Annotated in this window: 17 protein-coding genes; 1 reads left to right on the top strand and 16 read right to left on the bottom strand. The window is 59.9% G+C overall.

Annotation, left to right across the window (positions count from 1 at the left end; all coding sequences use genetic code 11):
• The 3 genes from ACFQZG_RS08330 to ACFQZG_RS08320 form a co-directional block, all read right to left on the bottom strand.
• Positions 1-798, bottom strand: coding sequence for a sulfate ABC transporter permease subunit (locus tag ACFQZG_RS08330; RefSeq protein ID WP_378151289.1), 798 nt, complete (start codon positions 796-798; stop codon positions 1-3).
• Positions 795-1,610, bottom strand: a complete 816-nt coding sequence (gene cysT / locus ACFQZG_RS08325) for a sulfate ABC transporter permease subunit CysT (RefSeq protein ID WP_378151288.1) — start codon at positions 1,608-1,610, stop codon at positions 795-797. Before cysT ends, ACFQZG_RS08330 begins: the two co-directional genes overlap by 4 nt.
• 152 nt (positions 1,611-1,762) lie before the next feature.
• Complete coding sequence (locus tag ACFQZG_RS08320; protein ID WP_378151286.1) at positions 1,763-2,401, bottom strand: YigZ family protein; 639 nt, start codon at positions 2,399-2,401, stop codon at positions 1,763-1,765.
• A gap of 151 nt (positions 2,402-2,552) precedes the next feature.
• On the opposite strand from ACFQZG_RS08320, the gene ACFQZG_RS08315 reads away from it, so the two are divergent.
• Entirely contained in the window at positions 2,553-2,921 is a 369-nt protein-coding gene (locus tag ACFQZG_RS08315) for a helix-turn-helix domain-containing protein (protein ID WP_378151284.1), read from the top strand.
• Here the strand turns inward: ACFQZG_RS08315 and ACFQZG_RS08310 are convergent.
• The 13 genes from ACFQZG_RS08310 to ACFQZG_RS08250 form a co-directional block, all read right to left on the bottom strand.
• Positions 2,907-3,794 (bottom strand): hypothetical protein, encoded by an 888-nt coding sequence (locus ACFQZG_RS08310; RefSeq protein ID WP_378151282.1) that lies wholly within the window; start codon positions 3,792-3,794, stop codon positions 2,907-2,909. The two genes, ACFQZG_RS08315 and ACFQZG_RS08310, sit on opposite strands and share 15 nt — an antisense overlap.
• 73 nt (positions 3,795-3,867) lie before the next feature.
• Positions 3,868-7,104, bottom strand: a complete 3,237-nt coding sequence (locus ACFQZG_RS08305; protein ID WP_378151280.1) for a hypothetical protein — start codon at positions 7,102-7,104, stop codon at positions 3,868-3,870.
• A gap of 270 nt (positions 7,105-7,374) precedes the next feature.
• Positions 7,375-8,712, bottom strand: coding sequence for a UDP-glucose dehydrogenase family protein (locus ACFQZG_RS08300; protein ID WP_378151278.1), 1,338 nt, complete (start codon positions 8,710-8,712; stop codon positions 7,375-7,377).
• A gap of 22 nt (positions 8,713-8,734) precedes the next feature.
• The gene (locus ACFQZG_RS08295; RefSeq protein WP_378151276.1) at positions 8,735-10,105 is read right to left on the bottom strand and encodes a sugar phosphate nucleotidyltransferase; all 1,371 of its coding nucleotides are present in this window, start codon (positions 10,103-10,105) and stop codon (positions 8,735-8,737) included.
• The gene (locus ACFQZG_RS08290) at positions 10,102-11,064 is read right to left on the bottom strand and encodes a polysaccharide pyruvyl transferase family protein (protein ID WP_378151274.1); all 963 of its coding nucleotides are present in this window, start codon (positions 11,062-11,064) and stop codon (positions 10,102-10,104) included. Before ACFQZG_RS08290 ends, ACFQZG_RS08295 begins: the two co-directional genes overlap by 4 nt.
• Positions 11,048-12,421: a lipopolysaccharide biosynthesis protein gene (locus tag ACFQZG_RS08285; RefSeq protein ID WP_378151272.1), complete on the bottom strand. Its 1,374-nt coding sequence runs from the start codon at positions 12,419-12,421 to the stop codon at positions 11,048-11,050. The genes ACFQZG_RS08290 and ACFQZG_RS08285 overlap by 17 nt, the downstream gene beginning before the upstream one ends.
• Before the next feature lie 9 nt (positions 12,422-12,430).
• A complete protein-coding gene (locus ACFQZG_RS08280) occupies positions 12,431-13,330 on the bottom strand; it encodes a glycosyltransferase (RefSeq protein ID WP_378151270.1) in 900 nt (299 codons plus the stop codon).
• A gap of 6 nt (positions 13,331-13,336) precedes the next feature.
• Positions 13,337-14,365, bottom strand: coding sequence for a glycosyltransferase (locus tag ACFQZG_RS08275; protein ID WP_378151268.1), 1,029 nt, complete (start codon positions 14,363-14,365; stop codon positions 13,337-13,339).
• A 32-nt stretch (positions 14,366-14,397) separates the two neighbouring features.
• Complete coding sequence (locus ACFQZG_RS08270; protein WP_378151266.1) at positions 14,398-14,970, bottom strand: DapH/DapD/GlmU-related protein; 573 nt, start codon at positions 14,968-14,970, stop codon at positions 14,398-14,400.
• Positions 14,967-16,094: a glycosyltransferase family 4 protein gene (locus ACFQZG_RS08265; RefSeq protein WP_378151264.1), complete on the bottom strand. Its 1,128-nt coding sequence runs from the start codon at positions 16,092-16,094 to the stop codon at positions 14,967-14,969. Before ACFQZG_RS08265 ends, ACFQZG_RS08270 begins: the two co-directional genes overlap by 4 nt.
• A complete protein-coding gene (locus tag ACFQZG_RS08260; RefSeq protein ID WP_378151262.1) occupies positions 16,095-17,264 on the bottom strand; it encodes a glycosyltransferase in 1,170 nt (389 codons plus the stop codon). It abuts the gene before it with no gap.
• Positions 17,242-18,585, bottom strand: coding sequence for a hypothetical protein (locus ACFQZG_RS08255; protein WP_378151260.1), 1,344 nt, complete (start codon positions 18,583-18,585; stop codon positions 17,242-17,244). The genes ACFQZG_RS08260 and ACFQZG_RS08255 overlap by 23 nt, the downstream gene beginning before the upstream one ends.
• A complete protein-coding gene (locus ACFQZG_RS08250; RefSeq protein ID WP_378151258.1) occupies positions 18,578-19,705 on the bottom strand; it encodes a glycosyltransferase family 4 protein in 1,128 nt (375 codons plus the stop codon). The genes ACFQZG_RS08255 and ACFQZG_RS08250 overlap by 8 nt, the downstream gene beginning before the upstream one ends.
• Between the last annotated feature and the right edge of the window lie 21 nt (positions 19,706-19,726).

The following is a 19,726-nucleotide window of genomic DNA, read 5'->3' as shown; positions in this document are numbered from 1 at the left end:
CTAATGCACTTCCTTTCGGGATTTGGCCCATTCCATGAATAAGAGCAACGCGACCGATCCGGCCGCCAGTACGAGCGCGACCGCATTCGCCGCGGTCAGGTTGAAGTTCTCGACGTCTTGGTAGACGAGCGTCGTCGCCGTCTGCGTCTTGTTGATGATGTTGCCGGATACGACGAGCACGGCTCCGAATTCGCCCATTGCCCGCGCGACCGTCAGCACGACTCCGTACACGACGCTCCAACGGATCGAAGGCCATGTCACGCGCCAGAACGTCGTCCAAGCGCTTGCGCCGAGCGTCGCCGCCGCTTCCTCCTGCTGGCTGCCGATTTCCTGAAGCACCGGCATGACCTCTCGGACGATGAGCGGGAACGTGACGAACAACGTCGCGATGACCATTCCCGGCAGAGCGTACACGATGTCGACGCCCGCCCGGCCCAATATCGCCCCGATCGCCGTATCCGGTCCGAGCAGCAGGACGATCATAAGTCCGCCGATGACCGGCGATACCGCGAACGGTAAATCGACGATGCTGTTGAGCAACTGCTTCAGCTTGCGGCCGAGCCATGTCGCCCGCACGAGATATAAAGATAACATTACGCCGAATATCGTATTGATAATCGTCACGATGGCGACGATCAAGCCCGTCATGAGCAGCGCGTGCCCGGTTTCCGGACGCGTGATGCCGCCCGAGAAGCCGCTCCAGCCTTCGTTCCAAGCGCCCATCGCGATGCGAATGACCGGAACGATAAGCAACAGTCCGAATACGACGAAGGTACAACCGATCCACAGCCGCCTCATACGCCTTTCCTCCGCATTTGCACGTAGTTGACCGACCAGAGGATGACGAAGGAGAACGTCAGGAGCAACACGCTGACCGTCGTAGCGCCGATTACGTTATCGCTCTCGATCTCGCCGAAGATGTACACCGACGCGATGAGCGTCTTGCCCGGAATGTTGCCCGCGACGAGCACGACGGCTCCGAATTCGGCGAGCGCGCGGGAGAAGGCGAGCATCGCTCCGCTTAGAATTCCCGGCAGCATGTTCGGAAGAATGACCTTCCAGAACGTCTTCGCCTTCGTCGCTCCCAGCGTGTACGCGGCTTCCTCTTCGGCGGTGTCCATCTCTTCCAGCAGCGGTTGCACCGCGCGGATGACGAACGGGAACGTAACGAACACCATCGCGATTACGATCGCGGGTTCGTGGAACAAGATCGTGAACCCGAGACGTTCCGCCCACTCCCCGATGAAGCTGCGAGGGCCGAGCAGGAGCAAGATCATGAGTCCCGCCACGGCCGTCGGCAAGGCGAAGGGCAAATCCACAAGGCTGTTCAGGATTCTACGTCCTGGGAACCGGTAACGAATCAGCACCCAAGCGGACATCGTGCCGACGAGCATGTTGATGACCGTCGCGATAACCGCGAGCTTCACGGTCAAGAGCACGGCATTCCAAGCGAGCGGCTCGGATAAGTTATCGACGAACGCCGACCAACCGGCCGATAACGATTGACCGTAGATGCCGATGATGGGCAGCACGATCAATATTATGAAATAGAGCATGACGGCGCTGCGAAATCCCCAGCTCCACCAGCGGTTCTGCAGCACGGAACTCACGTTGTCGTGTACCTCCTGAAGCTGTAACAGCAGTATATAGAATAATTCCTATTAATTTAGTTGGTATTGATACTTTACCAGATGGCGGCTTATCCCGTCAATCGTACGAACGACATTTCATTAAAAAAACTAATATACTCTATTCCGTTTCCTTATGGGCGGTTACCCAGAACGATATAGCGAGTCTCGCCCTCGGCGAGTACGGCTTGTCCTTGCGTAACGTCCGTGATCCAAGCCCGGAATCGGTCCGCTTCCCCGGCTTCCGGCAAACATAGCACGTTAACGCGGTCGGTGAAAGACACGTCGCCGACCAAGTAACCTTTGCCGCGCAGCTCGTTCTCGATTTTGCCGTACCACGTATAATCGACGTCGACGTATACCTCGCGGTGCAGCACGTTCACGATCTGCCCCGCCGCGTCGATGCCGGCGACCGCGCCGTCCGTGTACGCGCGCACCAATCCGCCCGCTCCGAGCATGATGCCGCCGAAATAACGGGTGACGACGACGGCCACGTTCTTCAATCCACGGTGTTTAATGACTTCGAGAATCGGCTTGCCCGCCGTCCCGCTCGGTTCGCCGTCGTCGAGCGCCTTCTGGAATTGGTCTCGCTCCCCGATCACGTAGGCGGAGCAATTGTGCGTCGCGTCCCAATGCTTCTTCTTCAATTCCTCTATGAACGCAATCGCCTCTTCCTCGGTGGCGACCGGTTTGGCGTGGCCGATGAACCTGGACTTCTTGATGACGATTTCTTGGGATCCGTAAGCGCGTACGGTCGTATACTTGGGCAGCAACTCGGATTTTCCTTTCCGGTCAAATCGATCCGCAAATTCGAACGTCTATATGATAACATAGAGTTCCGAAGCGGACACGCCGGCGGGTGCAAGTAATTGGCAATCATGCTATAATTATGCGTGGGTTTATTCGGGGTACGGAGGGTTGGACATGTTCGCCAAGCGGTTAAAGCAAATGAGGAAAAAGCGAAAATTAACGATGCAGGAAGTCGCGGATTCCGTCGGCGTAGCGAAAAGCACGTACGCGGGATACGAATCCGGTTACCGGCAGCCGACGATCGAGTCGATCCAGACGATATCCAGAAAGCTGCGAACGTCGGCGGATTATTTGCTCGGGCTGACCGACCATCCGGAGATGCCGATCGAACCGAATCATAACGCGAAAGAATATTTGAACCACGAACGTCTTCACTGGGACGGCGTACCGCTGGAGCAGGACGACCTGGATTTGATCCGCAATCTGCTCGAACGCGTCTTGCAGGGACGAACGGCTCCTAAGAAAGACTCATCCTCTCAATAATCGTTGAAGCTTCGACCGATAATCCGCTTGAAGCTCCATCTTCCTCGCCTCGTACGCCATCGTCCAATCGTCGATTTTCCCTTGGGAGACCGATTCTCCCCTTGCCCGCTGCGTTAAAGCGGCGAACGATTCGTCGCACGTAGTCTCTGCCCCGGACAACTCCCGCGTCCACGTATCGCTCCAAGCCGTCGCCTCCAACGGATTCCCGCGATCAACGGACTTTAATGCCTCTTCCGCTTCCTCCGTCTTTCCGTTCATCAGGCTCGCGCACGACGCTTGCGCCTTCTCCATCTCCTGCCCGTACTTCTCTTCCGGACTTCTATCCGTCTCCGACGCAGGCTCGCCGGGCAATTCGTCGTCCGCTCCGCTTGGTGCCGGAGAAGCTTCCGCCGTCGCGTCGGCAGGCGGAATCGATTCGCCGTTGGCCGATCCACTACCGCCTATTGCCGATTGCGGTTGATGGCTGCCGAGGGGATCGCCCGCCGGCGCATCGGCTTCTTTCGTTGTCTCGCCGGGCGGTAAATACTCTTCGTCCGGTGCCCGGTTGCCGGCAGCGAAGTCGTCCCGCGACTCGTAGGCTTTCTCGTAATCCGCTTCGGCGCCCGCGACGGGAATCAATGAAGCGACAAGCGTAGATGCGCTTGCAACCTTGTCTTCTTGCCTCTCAGGGTTTGCGCCGGCGTTCGCCTCCGCGTAATCGACGGGACTCGGTCCCGAAGATTCCTTCCAGTATAAGCTCCCCCACGCGACCGACAGAACGACGATTAACGCCCCCAGCCCTACGACGACCGGATCGATCCTCTTTAAACGACGGGTGACGCGAACCCCCGCCCATCTGCTTCTTCTCCCGCTTGTTCTCCGTTTGCGTTCCATGTTCTAAGATCCCCTCTCGATCGCAAATAAAGCCGGTCTTCTCTCCCCGCGGGAAAAGAAGACCGGCTCATGCTTAGAATCCCAATACGTAACGAACGATGGCGTTAATCGTATCCTTGACCTGCTCTTGCGACTTCTTGATTCCCTTCTGCTTGTCGGCTTTGTCCGCGTCGGAGTCGCTAATCCGCTTCATCGCGTCGTTGCCCGCCGAGATGACTTCCACGATCAACGCCAGCTTCGCCAGCGTTCCCGGCGTTCTCTTCAGCTTCGCCTCGATCGCGTCAAGCTTCTCTTCCAACTCGTCGAGAATCCGATCGATGTCTTCTCCCTCGACCGCGATCGTGATTTCCTGGCGGAAGACGACCGGCTTATCGCCTCGGTAACCGTCGATCGCCGCCTGAATGACCGCTGTGCCGGTCAATGCCTTGCCCGTCAGCGTGACCGTGCCTCCCGCGTCTACTTTCACGTCCTTGCTTCCCGATACTTTGCTCCACTTCAAGGACGAAGCAGGCAATGGGACGCCGAATACCGACAGGCTGTAATCTTGGCGCCGTCCTTGCTTGCTCTCCTTGACTTCCGGCACCGCTTCCGAACGGAACAGCGCGACGGTCATGGCGTTATCGGCCCTCTCTTCGTTCGAGAGCTTGGCTTGCAGATTGGAGACGGTCGACCGTAGATCCGACGCGCTCACGCCGATCCGGCCGAGAGCATCGCTAAGTCCGTAGCTCTCGCGGTCGGCCAGCACGCTTGCCATCGCCTCGTTCAGAATCGCCGTTCGATCGCGCGCGTCCTTCGCCAGTCCGGCGAGATCCTTCGGGTTCAACTCGGCCATCAGCGCCCGAATTGCTCCTTCCACGCCGCCGCGCGCTTCGCCGTCGCCGAAGAAGAACACGAGCGCGTCGTCCGTCGTCAGGCGCTTCGCCTCAGCTCCGCCCGCGGTCGCGATCGACGCGAGCAGCTTGCCGTAATCCTCGTTCTCCAGCAACGCTTCCAAGCCGGCAACGGTCGCATCCGGGTCGTACGCCAGCTCGCTTACGTCCCGCATGAGCTTGAACAAGCTCGTACGCAGCGACGCCGAATCCGAATTGTTCGGAAGCTTGGCCGCGATCTTGTTCCAGATCGGATCGATCAACCGGAGACCGGTCGCGACGTTCAACCCCGCGATCTCGTCGCGAAGCTTGAGCACAGCCCTCTCGTCCGAGGACTCTCCGGCGCGCAGCGCCGCCCATAGCTTCTGTTTCCCAGCCAAATACGCGTCTATCGGGAACGCTTCGCCCCCTTCGGATATCAGCGTCACTTCCTGCGAGTACAAGACGGTACCCTTCCCGGAATCCGGATTGACGAGCTCGGCTTGGATGACCGCCGTCGCCGTTTCGACCCTGCGCGGAATGGTAACGACGCCGCTCGGTTCCACCTTGACGTCGGCGCTGCCCGATACTTTCGTCCACCGCAGGACGGAAGCCGGAAGCTGGGCTCCGAACGCTTTCAGCCCGAAGCGCTGGGTAAGTCCGTCCGCGCTCGTTTCCGTCGTCGATTCCGTCTCCGAACGGACGAGCGCGACGGTTAAAGCGCGTCCGGCCGCTTCGTCGTTCGCCAGTCGCGCTTGGAAGGCAAGCGCCGTTTCCAGCAGCGTCTGCGGAGCGATGCCCAGTCCTTGCAGCGCGGAGCTCCATTCGTATCGTTCCGTGTCGGCGAGCAACCCTTTCGCCGCCTGCAGCGCGAGCTCCTCGGCGCCTCGCCCGCTTCCGAGCCATCTCGCCAGCTCTTCCGGCGCCATCTCCGCTATCGTGCCGCGGACCGCGCCTTCTACGCCACCGATCGATTCGCCGTCGCCGAATAGGAAGACGAGCAAATCGTCCGGCGCGAGATTCGGCACGCCGCCGGCGGCGCCGACCGCTTTCACGAGCGCCCGAGTGTCCGGGTCCGCCAACAGCGCATCCAGCTCAGATGCTTGAGGATCATAGGACAATATAACGATCGCGCGAACGAAGCCGAGTAACGTTCGCGCCGCCTTGGCCCGGTCGACGTTCGCCGGAAGCTTCGGCTCGATCGCTTGCCATAGCGGGCCGATGAGCGCCGCGCCCGTCTGCGCATCGATAGCCGCGATCTCTTCGCGAACGGCCCGAACCGCCGCCCCGCCTTGGGGACTCCCGGCCAGCAGCGCCGCATGAATCCGAGCGGCGCGTTCGAGGAACGGAGCGACCTTGAATACCGTTTGCTCGCCGTCTTCCGCCTTCAGCGAGATCGATTGCTCGAAGAGAACTTTGGCGGCGCCGCCGTACGGATTGAAGAGGCTCGCCCGGACGACGGCCGTCCCCTCGTCCTTGTCCGGAGGAATCGTCACGGTGCCGTCCGGGGCGACCGCGACTTCCGGGTCTCCGGATACCTTCGTCCATTGGAGCGCGATCGGCGGAATTTCGATGCCGAAGACGGAGAGCCGATACGTCCGCTTGCGTCCGTCGTCCCCGACTTCGACGCTTGCCGTCGCCGACGCGCGTAGATAGGCGACCGTCATGGCATTGATCGCCGGCTCGTCCTTCTGCAGTCTGCCGAGGAACCCGAACACCGTCGTCTGCACGTCCTGCGGCGTGACGCCGAGATTCGCGAGCACCGCGTTGAGCTTATAGGAGCCGGTGTCCCCCATCAGTTGCCCCATCGCTTGGACCAACACGGTCGTGATTCCTTGCTTGTCGCCGAGCAGCTTGATCAGCTCGAAGGCCGACTTGCTCGCGAGCAAGTCCGCGACCGTTCCTTCGACGCCTCGCAATCCCGCGCCGTCCCCGAACAAATAGACGAGAAGATCCTGCATGGCGAGGCCGCGCACGCCGGCCGCTTCCGCGATCGCCTTCAGCAGGCTCCGGTATTCGGGATCGGTGCGAATCGCTTCCAACGCCGCGCCTTGCGTATCGTAAGGGGCGGAACCGACCGCCTTGAACAGGCGGAACAAGCTCGCCCGCATCGCCGGCTTATCGGCGGTTTCCGGAAGCTTGGCCGCGATCTTATTCCAGATCGGATCGATCAAGCGCGCGTCCGCGTCGCCGAGGGAGGCGATCTCGAGCTGCAGGTTCGCCACGTCCCGGACATCCGCCGGGTCTCCCGCAGTCAGCGCGGCGTAGATGGCGTTCCACCGGTCCAGTAAACCGGCGGACGGCAGACCCGCTTCGGCGGCCAGACCGGTTGCCGGTTCGGATATCGGCTCCGTAAGAGGTTCGGCCGCATAAGCGATGCCGGACCATCCGAGCTTCTCCGCCAATCCTTGGCGGCTTAGCGGAATACCGGCTAGCGATGTCGCGAGCATGGATAAAGCCAAAGTGGACAAAACTGCTTTCGTTCTTACAGTCAACTGGATTCACCTCGATCGAATGGATAGGATCTTCTGGTTTACATTACATTTCAAAAAGCATTGTTCAAAAAGTTCGGTTATCAGCGCCGAGAAGGTTGAAAGAAGCTAGGGAATGAGGAGCGGAGCGTAGGCAAAACCTACGTGAGCACCGGAAGTCCCGGCTGAATTCAAGATTCGATGCCGAATAATCTTCCTGCTGCGCTTCGCGATCATAATCGGACTTTTTGAACTTCCTCTCTACAGTAATACCGGAACCGGCTGCTTCACGCCTTGGCTTAAGCTCGGACGACCGACCGAGTAATACACGAAGTCGGTGCCGAGAAGATGCTCCTCCTTGAACACGTTGCGCCCGTCGATCAGAATGGGGCAGCTCAGCGCCGCTTGCAGGTCGCTTAGATCGACGCGGGAGAACTCCTCCCATTCCGTCAGCAAGCATAAGGCGTCCGCCCCCCGCGCGGCGTCCAAGGCGCCGTTCGACCAGACGACGTCCGACTTGCCGAACAGTGCCCGAAAGTTCGCCGTCGCTATCGGATCGTAAGCCCGGACGTTCACGCCGTTGTCTACCAGGTGCTGAACGATATCGAGCGCCGGGGAGTCCCGCACGTCGTCGGTGTTCGGCTTGAACGCCAGGCCCCAGACGGCGATCGTCTTCCCGCGCAGTTCGCCGCCGAAGATCGTCTCCAGCTTGCGGATGACGTTGAAGCGTTGATCCCGGTTCACCTCGACGACCGAGCGCAGCAGCTTGAATTCGTAATCCACGTTGCCCGCGATCTGGATGAGCGCCCTCGTATCCTTGGGGAAGCAAGAGCCGCCGTAACCGATGCCGGCTTTGAGGAACGACGAGCCGATTCTGTTGTCGTAGCCCATCCCTTCCGCCACCTGGGTCACGTCCGCGCCGACCTTCTCGCAGATGTTGGCGATCTCGTTGATGAAGGAGATCTTCGTCGCGAGGAACGCGTTCGACGCGTACTTGATCATCTCCGCGCTGCGAATGTCGGTGACGACGATATGCTCCGTCAGCGGCCGGTGCAGAAGCGCCATCGTCGCCGCGGCGCTCGGGGAATCGGCGCCGATCACGATGCGGTCCGGGTGCAGCGTGTCTTGGATCGCCGAACCTTCCCGAAGGAATTCCGGCAACGAGATGCTGTCGAAGCGCTTGCTCGTCCGCGCCCGGATCAGCTTCCCGAGCCGTTCGTTCGTGCCGACCGGCACGGTGCTCTTCACGGCGACGATCTTGTAGCCGTTCATCGCGTCGGCGGTCTCGATCGCCGCTTGGTCGATGTAGTCGAGATTCGCCTCCCCGCTCGGCAGCGGCGGCGTCCCGACCGCGAGAATGATCAATTCCGAGCTTCGCACGGCTTCCGCCAAGTCCGTCGTGAACGAGAGTCTGCCCGCCGCGCGGTTCGCCGATGCCAACTCCTTCAAGCCCGGCTCGTAGATCGGAATGCCCCCGGCGTTCAAGGTGTCGATCTTGCTCCGATCCTTGTCCACGCAGACGACCCGGTTGCCCAGTTCCGCGTAGCAGACGCCCGACACGAGTCCGACGTACCCCGTTCCGATAACCGTAATGTTCATTCCCGCCACTCCCTTGTCCCGATTATGCGTTGCAAATGTCCATGATCTCGTTCCAATCGTAAGCAAGCCGGACGATGTCCTCCTCGATCAACGCCGAGCCCGTCTGCACCTCGATGATGTCCATCTCCGTCTCCGCGAGCAGGCTATGCCTGCTTTCCTTGGCGATGACGAGGACGTCTCCCGATTCGACCGGGAAGCGGCGACCGTTCAGCGCCATCGTCCCCCGGCCGGACACGACCGTCCACACCTCGTCCCGAAGCTGGTGATACTGGTAGCTCAAGTTGCTTCCGGACGCGACGCAGATGCGTTTGGTCAACACTTCTTTGCCGTCCGGATACTTGTAGTAGTCGAGAACGCGGTACCGTCCCCATCGCCGTTCCTCGTACATCGGACGCTGATCGGAATGCTTCATCACGTCCTTGATCATCGGACTGGCCGACTTGTCCGACACGAGAATGCCGTCGGGGCTCGCCGCGACGACGACGTTCGGCAAGTTCAGCAGCGTGATCGGAATGTCCAGCTCGTTAATGACGTGGGTGTTCGCCGTATCGCCCGCGAGCAGCGCCTTGCCGATGACGGGCGATCCGATCTCCTCCGTCAGCGTGTTCCAGGTGCCGAGATCCTTCCATTCGCCGTCGTACGGAATCGCCGCCACCCGGTTCGACCGCTCGACGATCTCGTAATCGAAGCTGATGGCCGGCAATTTGCGGTAACGCTTCGCCATCTCTTCGTAATGGATCGGCAGATCGTAAGCGATCAGAATGTTGATGAGGAAATCGAGTTTGAACGCGAAAACCCCGCAGTTCCAAAGCGCGCCTCCGTCGATCAAGGCAGCCGCTTCTTCCTCGCGGGGTTTCTCCTTAAAGCTGCTGACGTTCAAGTAGGACCGGCCGGCGGCAGGATCGTCGCCCGGCACGATGTAGCCGTATTTCTCGGAAGGATAGGTCGGCTTTACGCCCATGAGCGCCAAGTTCGCGCCCGATTCCGCCAACGCTCGCTCGAGCTCCCTGGTCCGATGGAAGAACGATTCCTCCACGTAAGGATCGACCGGCATGACGACGACCGTCTCGTTCAGGCTTACGCCTTGTATCGAATACAGGTAGGTCGCGGCGAGCGCGATGGCGGGGAACGTGTCCTTGCGCTCCGGTTCGACGATGACGTCGACCTCGAACCCGAGCTGACTGCGGATCATCTCGACCTGGGATTTGCCCGTCGCGATATAGGCGTCTTCGGCCAATCCGGCGGAAGCCAGCTGACGCCATACGCGCTGCACCATCGACTCGGGCTCTCCGCGATCGTTCGCGAGCACTTTCAGGAACTGCTTGGAACGCGACTCGTTGGACAGCGGCCATAGGCGTTTGCCCGAGCCGCCGGACAATAGCACGATTTTCATTGCGATTCCCCCATTCGAGCGGATGCGATTGCTTGCGTCCACGTCTTGTAATAGTTCGAGTTCTTGCCGTAGGAGTTATCGAGCAGCACGTTGGGCTTGTCCATCAGGCAGGACAGAATATGCCCGTGCAGCCTTGACGTCCGTACGTGCCGGTAGCCGCCGAACGTGCGAATCGCTTTGCCGACGAGATAGTCGCTGTACTTGCCCCAGACCGCTTGCATCAGCGGCGCTCCTCCGCGTTGCTTCAGCATGCGGCCGATCACGCTGATCGACTTCCTCTCGACTTTGTTGTACAGCGATCCCCAATCCATATAATCGCCCGTCTCCCGCTCGAGCCGGTCTTGGTAACCCGTCTTCTCGATGTCCGTACGGAAGAAGCAGAGCAGTTCCTTCCCCGGGCGGCCCGGCGGCTCGATCGGCCATAGCTGATGCGCCATGTCGGGGGAGAGAGCGACCCGGCAACGATGGAATTTACGGCTCGCCGTCTCGAAAGACTGGGGATCCCTGACGTACAGATGGACGTCCGGATGACGGTTGAACACTTCCGCCGCAAGGTCGAAAGCCGACTCGTCCTTATAATGAATCGTCTGCGGCAAGATGACGATCCGGTTATTCGGATAAGCGGCGACGATCTTCTCGCGGAATCGCTGATGCGTCGGGTACAAGTCCCCGAAATTGCCGCCCCCCTGAAGGACGATGATCCGATCGGCCGGAACGCGCAGCCCGTCGGGGTAATCCAGGACGCTATACCTGCCGCGAACGCGGATCCCATTGGCCCGGAAGAACGCTTCCGCGCCTTTCATGATCAGCAGGTCCCCGCCGTTGTTGTACACCGGGTAATCGAGATACAGAATGTTAGATCCCGGCGGAATGGACTCGAGAATGCGCAGAAGCCGTTCCTTCAACAGATCCATCGGATGAACGGAACGGTCTCCGGCGCCGTTAGCCTTCGTCGGCATGGTCGCTTGCTCCTTTGCTTCTTTTATACTCCTTCAAACGCCCGGCCAAATAACGATAGTCGTTCCGGTCGAACAACATGCCCCTAAGCGGCACGCGGAAGACGATCTTCATCGACGCCAGCGTCAACGCCAGCCGAATGACGGCCCCGATCAGCAGAGCGACCGCGATCCCGTTCAGTCCGTAAGCCGGGGTAAGCCAGACCGCAAGGGCAACCGTGATCGATAGGGCGATCGTCTGCCGGAGCAGCACGAGTCCCGGACGCCCCATCGCGTTGAACGACGTGGCCAATATCCATGAACCGCCGCCGATGATGCATTCGAAGCACAGCAAGTAAAAGGCGGTGCTCGCTTCGAGGAACGGCGCGCCGAACAGCACGCCCATCAGGAACCGTCCGACGAACATCGTCGGCACGACGACGGCCGTCATGAGCAAGAGCGACAATCGGAACGCCCTCCCCGCCGTCGCGAGGATCCGCTCTTGCGCCATGCCCGCCACCTTCGGAAACACGACGTTCGCGATCGCCGTCTGCACGACGTTATACACGCGGGAAAGGGCGAATACGACGGTATACAGTCCCAAGTCTCTCGCGGTCAGCATCGATACGATGACGAGCTTATCGAATTGCGAGTACAGCGCGCCGAGCAGCTCGACGCCGAATACCTTGCTCCCGTAAGCGAACAGCGGCCGTGCGGCCTTCCAATCTTGCATGCCCTTGAAGCGGCCGAAGCGGATATCTTCGGCCAGCGAGAACGTCGCCCACGCGACGACGAGCACGCTCGTCGCCAGGAACGCGAGCGCGGAATAACCGAGGCTCAGGTTCCCTACGGCCCAGAGGCCGAATAATCCCGCCAGGTTGCACAGCGGCACGAACAAGCGGACGCCGTTGTACACCGCGAACTTGCCCTTGCTCTGGGCGAGCGCGGAGACAAGATTAATCGCGAGCAACACCGGCACCATCGACGCGGCGTACCATTGCGCGATCGACACGACGTGCGCCGGATAGCCGTCCAGCCAATGGGGCAGGCCGAACCAAGCGACCGTGCCCGCGATCGCGCTGACGGGCGCCTGGAACAGGAAGCTCGCGCGGACGAACGCGCCTTCGTCTCCGTCCGATCGCTTCAAGTTGTAGATCAACGAGGTCGGCAAGCCGAAACCGACCAATCCGGCCAGCAACGTCGGCCAGAAGACGATGGCCGACAGCTCTCCTTTGCCCTCGACGCCGTACATGCGGGCCGTCACGATCGACGTGAGCGTGACGACGGCCATGACGAGGAAGTTGGTCGCGCTCGTCCGGAAGATCGTGCCTCCGAGGCCGTTGCCTCTCCAAGCCCGTCGTATCGCCGCCAATTGCGTCATTTTTCGTTATCAACTCCTGCCGCTATATCGAAGAGTACCTACAAGCGAGCCGTTCCGGTAAACCGCTTTGAACACTTGCCGGAAGAAACTCTTCGAGCGAAAGATCACGAACGGCGACATCGCGGCCGCTTGCAGCATGCGGATCGTATGCTTGGCCACGGGAATCGCCCCCTTGTCCTGCATCCGGACCGCGTCGCTGACGCCTTGCCAGAAGATTCGTTTCCTGAACCAGGCCTTGGTCGTCCGCTCCTTCGGAATCTTGTGCCAGACGAGCGCGTACGAGGAATAGTACACCTTATGCGCGCTGCGGATTCTGCCGATCAGCTCGCTCTCTTCGCTGGACAACAGATTGCTTCCGATTCTGCCGAGATCTTCGCGGAAAGGCGCGAACTCGTCGAACACGCTTCGGCGGAACGCCACGTTCGCCCCGTAAGGAATCGCCGGCGCGGGCATTTCCTTCACGCCCTCCGTATAATCGAGAATCGTGAACACGGCGCGATATTCGTCCGGAATCCAGTCCGGCTCTCCCGCTTCCCAGATCGGATCGATCTTCCCTCCGACGCAGCCGATCGCCGCGTCCCTCTCGAACACGTCGACGATATGCCTGACCCACCTGCTGGAAGCGATCGCGTCGTCGTCCAAGAACAGAACGTATTCGCCTCTCGCTTCGCGGATCGCCCGGTTGCGGGCGACGGACAAGCCCAGCTTCTCCTCGTACGCGTACCGGACGCGATCGCCGTGCACCCGGCGCAACCCTTCCACGACGCTCGCGGTATCGTCCGAGGATCGGTTATCGACGACGACGATCTCCATGTCTTTCTTGTCGAAATCCTGCCGAAGCACGCTTAAGACCGCTTCTCCCGTATCCTTGGCGCGGTTATGGGTACAGATCGCAACCGTTACCTTCATCGTCCGTCACCCTCCTTGATAGACGTTCTTCATCCGCTCGGCGATCGCGCTCCAATCCAGCTCGCCGAGCGCCTCGTCGTATTTCGGCTTCGTCCGTCCGCCTTTGGCGTTAAAGGCCGTCTTCAGCGCGTTCGTCAATCCGTCCCGTTCGTTCGGATCGTAACGCGCGACCATGCCGTCCTTGAAATATTCGTCGATGAACTCGTTGTCCGGCATGACGACGAGCTTGCGGAACGAAAGTCCGAGAATGGCGGAACCCGACGTCGTGATCTCCTTGTAGGGAAGCGCCATGACGTCCGCCGCCCTAACCAAGTCCGCCACTTCCTCGTTAGGAACGAAGCGAAGGTCCAGGACGATATTTTCCATGTCGGGCAAGCTCCGCAGATAAGCCGTCATCCGCTCGTCCGCTTGGCCCGCCACGATCAAATGCGTATCCCTCGTCTTGACTTCATGGAAGGAGGCGACGAGATCCTCGACGCCCTTGTACGCCTTGATCGCCCCGAGGAACAAGACGACGTCCGCTTGTTCGCCGATGCCGTAAGCCTTACGGACATCCTTGCCTCTGGACTTGTACACGCCGACGTAATGCCCGTGCTTGACGACAAACAGCTTGCGGTCCGGGATCCCGAATTCGCCGGCCGCCTTGCGCTTGATCGACTCGGACGCGACGACGAGCTTGGCGCAAGAGCGGCAGATCATCGTCCGGACCAGACGCTCCAGTCGCGGATGCTTGACTTGGTGCGGATACAGATTATGAATCGTCCATACCGTCTGAATGCCGAAGAGCCGCAAGTATAACAGCGTCAGCAGGAATATCGCGGCTCTTGCCAGCATGACGGCGGCCATCCGGTGCTGGTACGCATGGTGCACCCAATGAACGTGGACGACGTCGCCGCGTCGGGCACGCCCGATCTTCAGCATGAGCTTGCCGTGCTTCAGGTCCTCTATCCGGACACCCGCCTCGCCGAGCGAATCGGATAACAAATCGCTATAGAAATTCAGTTCGCTCGACTTCGGCCACATCCATACTTTCATCGCGGCCTCCTCCCCGGCCCTCGGCCTTATGCTCATTTCGTTCTGCGGATCCAACCGTCGGGCACGTTCAATTCCCGGATGACTTTCGCGGGAGCGCCGCCGGCAAGCGTGCCCGGCGGAATGTCCTTCGTCACGACGCTGCCCGCCGCGACGACGGCATTGTCGCCGATCGTGACGCCCGGAAGGATGATCGCCGCCCTTCCGATCCAGACGTTGCTCCCGATGACGACTCCCATGCCGGCCGAGCGATCGCCCGAATCGACGGGATGAAAATTCGTATCGATAATGTTCACCAGCGGCCCGATGATCGTGTCTTCGCCGATACGGATCGACTTCGTGCATCCGATGTCGAGGCCGTAATTGAAGAACGCGTTGTCGCCGATCCGCAGACTCGCACCCTTGGCCACCGAGATGGACGAAGGAATCTGTCTCGCGTAGAAGCTCACGTTGCGCCCGACGACGAGCTCGCCCTTGTTCTTGACCTTGAGCGTGCCCGAGATCCGGCCGAGCCTTCCGGCGGAATCGGCTTTGATCGCCAGAATCGCGGCGCCCTTGAGCACGGCGATCAGCTTGCCGAAGGTGAACCGGCCATAGGCGACGCTCATCGCGCTCCCGCCATTCCCGCCGCGGCGCCTGGAGAAGTCAGCAGTCCGTAAGTCGTCTCGACCTTCCGCGCGATCGCCCGCATGTTGAAGTCCTTCATGACGCCGCCGTATCCGTGCATCGCCAATTCCTCGACGTTCTCCGCCCTCTCGTAAATGCGGCGGATCGCCTCGTAGAGTTCGCCGACGTCCCCGTCCTTCACGATAAGACCTCCTCTCGTCTCCCGTACGATTTCCGGCGCGCCGCCGGAATCCGATACGATGACCGGCGTCTGGGCAAGCAGCGATTCGATGATGACCCTGCCGAACGGTTCGTTCAGCGAGAAGTTGATCGTGACGTCGCACGACTGCATAACGTCGATCGGCTTGCCGCTGTATCCGTAGAAGACGACGTTCTCCTCCAGTCCGTATTCCGAGACTTTCCGGATCAGGTCGTCGTAGTACCGGTCCGACCCGTCGACGGAAGCGTCTCCCACGATCAACAGCTGCCAATTGTACTTCTTGGCGTCCGCCATCTTCTTGACGGCTTCGATGACGAGATCGTATCTTTTCCATTCGACGATTCTTCCGAACGTACCGATGACGAGGGTGTCGTCCTCCATGAACATTCTCTTCTTCGGCGCCGTCGCCGAATCGGGATCTACGCCGTTGTAGATGATCGTCTTGTTCTCTCCCTTGATCGAATCGGCCACGAAGCCCGAGATGCAGATGACCCGGTCGAAGAAGCGGGGCAGCACGTCATTGAACATCCGAAGATGCGTATGGTCCCTATGGTGCCACACCCGCTTCGCCTTCGACAGGTACTTCAGCGGCGCCACGTACCACGGGGCGCGCCAGCCGTTGGCATGGACGATGTCGATGCGCTTGCTCTTCACGAACGCCCGGATCCGGAGCACCGTATCCCAATAACCTAAGCCGAACCGTTCCTTGATGCTGTTCAGCCGCAGCGGGAAATGCTCGTAAACCGTCCGAATCTCCGGCAAGTAGGCCGCGTCCTCCGGGCACAGCAAGTAAATCCGGTATCTCGTCGTATCCAAGTAATTGATCAGATGGATGAGGCTCTGTTCGGCCCCTCCCTTCTTATCCGCATGGGTCACGAACAAGACGTTCGTTCTTCCTTCTGCCATTCACATCACCTGCTTCATCGGATAATCGGGATCGATCGACGCGATAAACCCGCGTAACGCTTCCTTGTGGTTGTAATGCTCGCGCAAATAACGCTGGGATTGCTCCAGCAGCGCTCTCGCCGCCTTCGGATCGCGGAGCAGCCGCTTGATCTCGCGCCGGAATTCCTCCGGCGTATCGGCCAAGGCGATATGCTCGTCCCGGGCAAGCCCCGTTCCCTCGCAACCGATGGACGTCGACAAGACGGGCAAGCCGTTCTGGATCGCCTCGATCGTCTTCAGCTTGACTCCGGCGCCGTTCTGCATCGGATTGACGAACAAATAGCCGCTCTCGTAGATGTCGTCCAAGCTCTCGGGCGAATCGATTACGACGACGTTCGTCAGATCGTACGGCTCGAGCCAGCTTAAGCTCGTCCGCTTGCTGTTGCCGGCCACGACGAACTCGTAGCCCGGCTCGCCGAGCATCTCCGGATGCACGCGGGCGAGATACCATTCGATCGCTTCCCGGTTGTTCGGCATGAATAGAGAGCCGATGAACACCACTCTCTTGCTCTCGAAAGCGTTCGTGCCGAACTTGCCCATCGTGACCGGAGGAGGCAGGAACAAGCTGTGCGCCGAAGCGTCCTTGCTGCGGAAGCTCTCGAACTCTTTGCTGGAGATGAACAGATACTTGTCGATCTTCCTGCGCATCATTCGCCGCAGCCTCTCGAACTTCCGGCTCTCCATCCGGTAATACAGCTTATGAAGCACGTTCCGGGTGCTTCTGGCGAGCGCTTTGAAATAGGCCGCCTCGTCGTTGTGCACCCGCAGAATCGCGCGGCCTTGCCTGATCTTCGGATGATCCAGGATCGGGTACACGTAATCTCCCTCGAGGAGCACGTAATCGTAATCCCCCTCGATATCCGCATGCCTCAACCCGAGCCTTGAGCTCGCTTGCATCGGTATGGCGTGCAATAGATCGGAGAGACTGCTGCTTCTCGGGCATAGCTTGATTTCGTCGACATATCGCCCGACATGCCGCAGATCGGCTTCGGAAGGCTTCTCCTTGCCGCAGACGACGAGTCCGATCGTCCACCCGAGCTCCGACAACGCCATAATCCTTCCCCACGTATCGACTCTCGCGCCATGGTTGGCGGGATACGGGAAATCGCTACACGCGATGAGTATTTTCATGGAACGCCGCCTTCCTCGCCTGGGATTCTTTCGTATCGTCGCGCCCGACGTAGAAGCTGATGAAGGCGAACAGCAGCCACACCTCGTATTTGATCTCGAGCGCCACGAAGAGCAGGGAGAACAAGATAAAGACGAGCGCCAGGAACAGGATCGAGCTGATCTTCGCCTTGATGATCAAGTCGCGGGCCACCAGGTAGAAGAAGCCGACCGAGAACACGCCTCCGAACATGACCCACTGGAAGAAGCCCGACTTGACGCCGAGATTCTCGTCCGAATTCGAATACGTCAGCAGCTCCCCGGCGTTGATCTGGCTGATGCCGAATACGTTGTAATAGAAATGGGACATGACGCCGATCGCGTCGTTCACGTATCGGTCGAAGTAGAGCAAATACGCTCCTGTCCCCACGCCGAACGGATTGTGAAGCACCGTCGCGAGCGCGATCAGAATCGTTCCCATCCTCGTGTAGGACGACGTGTAATTCTCGATGTCGTTGCTGAACGAGCTGACCAGCCCCGCCGAGAAATACGCGACGAACAAGTACATCGCCCCCGCGACCGCCACGACGAGCACGAAGTTCCGCTTCTTCCGGAAATCGAGGAACTTGACCATCGTGACGACGAGCGTCAGCAGCAGGACGATCAGGAACCCTTTCGAGCCGGTCACGAAGACGTAGAACAGGAAAAATCCCGCCGCGTACGCGATGGACAGCGTCTTGGCGAACCCGCTTAGATAACGGGACAAATAAACGAGAATCGACGCGTAGACGACGATGATCGATCCCGTCGTGCTGCTCTCGGACGTGAGCAAGCGCACCCGCCAATACGGATGGTTACCCGCGTGCAGCGATGAGAGCGCGTTGGGAATGCTCGCGAGCTCCAGCGCCATGATGGCGGCGAGCAACGTCACGACCGCGAAGAAGCAGCCGTAGAGCGCCTTCGGGCTCCTAATCTTGGAGAAGACGAGCTGCATATGCCGAATGTAGAGCAGAATCAGTATGAAATAGATCAGGACTTTGAAAGACTTGCCGAGCAGGTTCTCCGATCCGAAGCCGTAGCTCCCTTGCACGAATTGATAGAGCACGTAGGCCACGCTGACGAAACTCAAGTACAGGATGATGGCGAGCATGTATCGCTGCAGCTTCGTGCCCAGCACGACTCTCTTGTGCTTGGCCAGCATCGCGACTTCGCAGAGTACGAACAACGGGAAGAGCAGGATGACGGGGGATCTGCCGATCTCGCCGATGACGTTCACGAGGGGGAAGTCCTGATAGACGGTCAGAACGAGCAGCAGGACGAGATACAAGGGCAATGCTCTAGCCATCGTTCGTCGCTTTCGCGGGGACGACGCCGGCGAAGCGCCCCGCGACCGATTCGTACAACCGCTCGATCTGCTTGTTCATTCTGTCCGATCGGAACTTCGCGTCGAAGATCCGGCCTCCCGCTTCCCCCATCCGCGCCAGCGTGGCTTTGTCTAGCCTCCTCACGATGTCGGCCAACTCTTCTTTGTTGTCGAAGTCGAAGACGTAGCCGTTCTCCCCGTGCCGGACGATCTCCGGCAACGCGCCGCGGTTGCTCGCGATGACCGGCTTCTTGTTGCGCAGCGCCTCGATCGCGACGATGCCGAAGCCTTCCCAGCGGGAAGGCACGACGACGGCGTCGCACGCGCTCATGTAACGGTCGATGTCCGCGTTGCTCACCCATCCGAGCTTCACCGCGTTGTCCGGGTAGGCGTAATCCCGCTGCCGGAGCACGGATTCTCCGGCTAAGAAAAGGCGCACGTTATCGAACCGGTGTTCATTGAACACGTCGAGCAGCAGGTCGAAGCCCTTCTGCCGATCGAACCGTCCGACGAACAACAGGTTGATGCCGTCTTGCGGCCCGTCGAACGGCGTTGCGCCGTCCGGCCACTCCGACGGCTTCGCGTCCGAGACGCCGTTATAAACGACCGTCGATTTCCCTTCCGGCAATCCGTACCGCATCGCCATCTCGTATTCATGGTGCGAAATATGGATGATGGCGTCCGTCCGAAGCGACATGGTCTTCTCCGCCCATGCGTACAGCTTTCTTTTCCATGGAACGGCGTCCATGAGGAACGACCATCCGTGCGCGCAGTACACGACGAGCGGGCGCCGCCGCTTGAACAGGAACAACGTCCGCAGGAACAATCCCGCGAACGTGCCGTGAACGTGAACGATGTCCGGGTCGACGGCGTCCACCGTCTTCCGGATCGACCGCATCGCCCGGAGGAAGTAGGCCGGGTTCCTCTTATACGGATACGTGAGAACCCTGTCCGGGCTAATACGCAGCGAACTCGGGTCTGAATTGAACGCCGATACGAGCAAGTAAACGTCGTGGCGATCCGATTGATACCCGAGCACTTCTCTCAGGTGGGTTCCGACGCCGCCTTTCGTATATTCGGATAAGTGCAAAATTCTAGCCATGGCCTCGCCCTCCCTTCGCTC

It is taken from the genome of Cohnella sp. GCM10027633, from assembly GCF_042675445.1.
Lineage (GTDB): Bacteria > Bacillota > Bacilli > Paenibacillales > Paenibacillaceae > Cohnella.
This window is presented reverse-complemented; position numbering and strand designations above follow the sequence as displayed.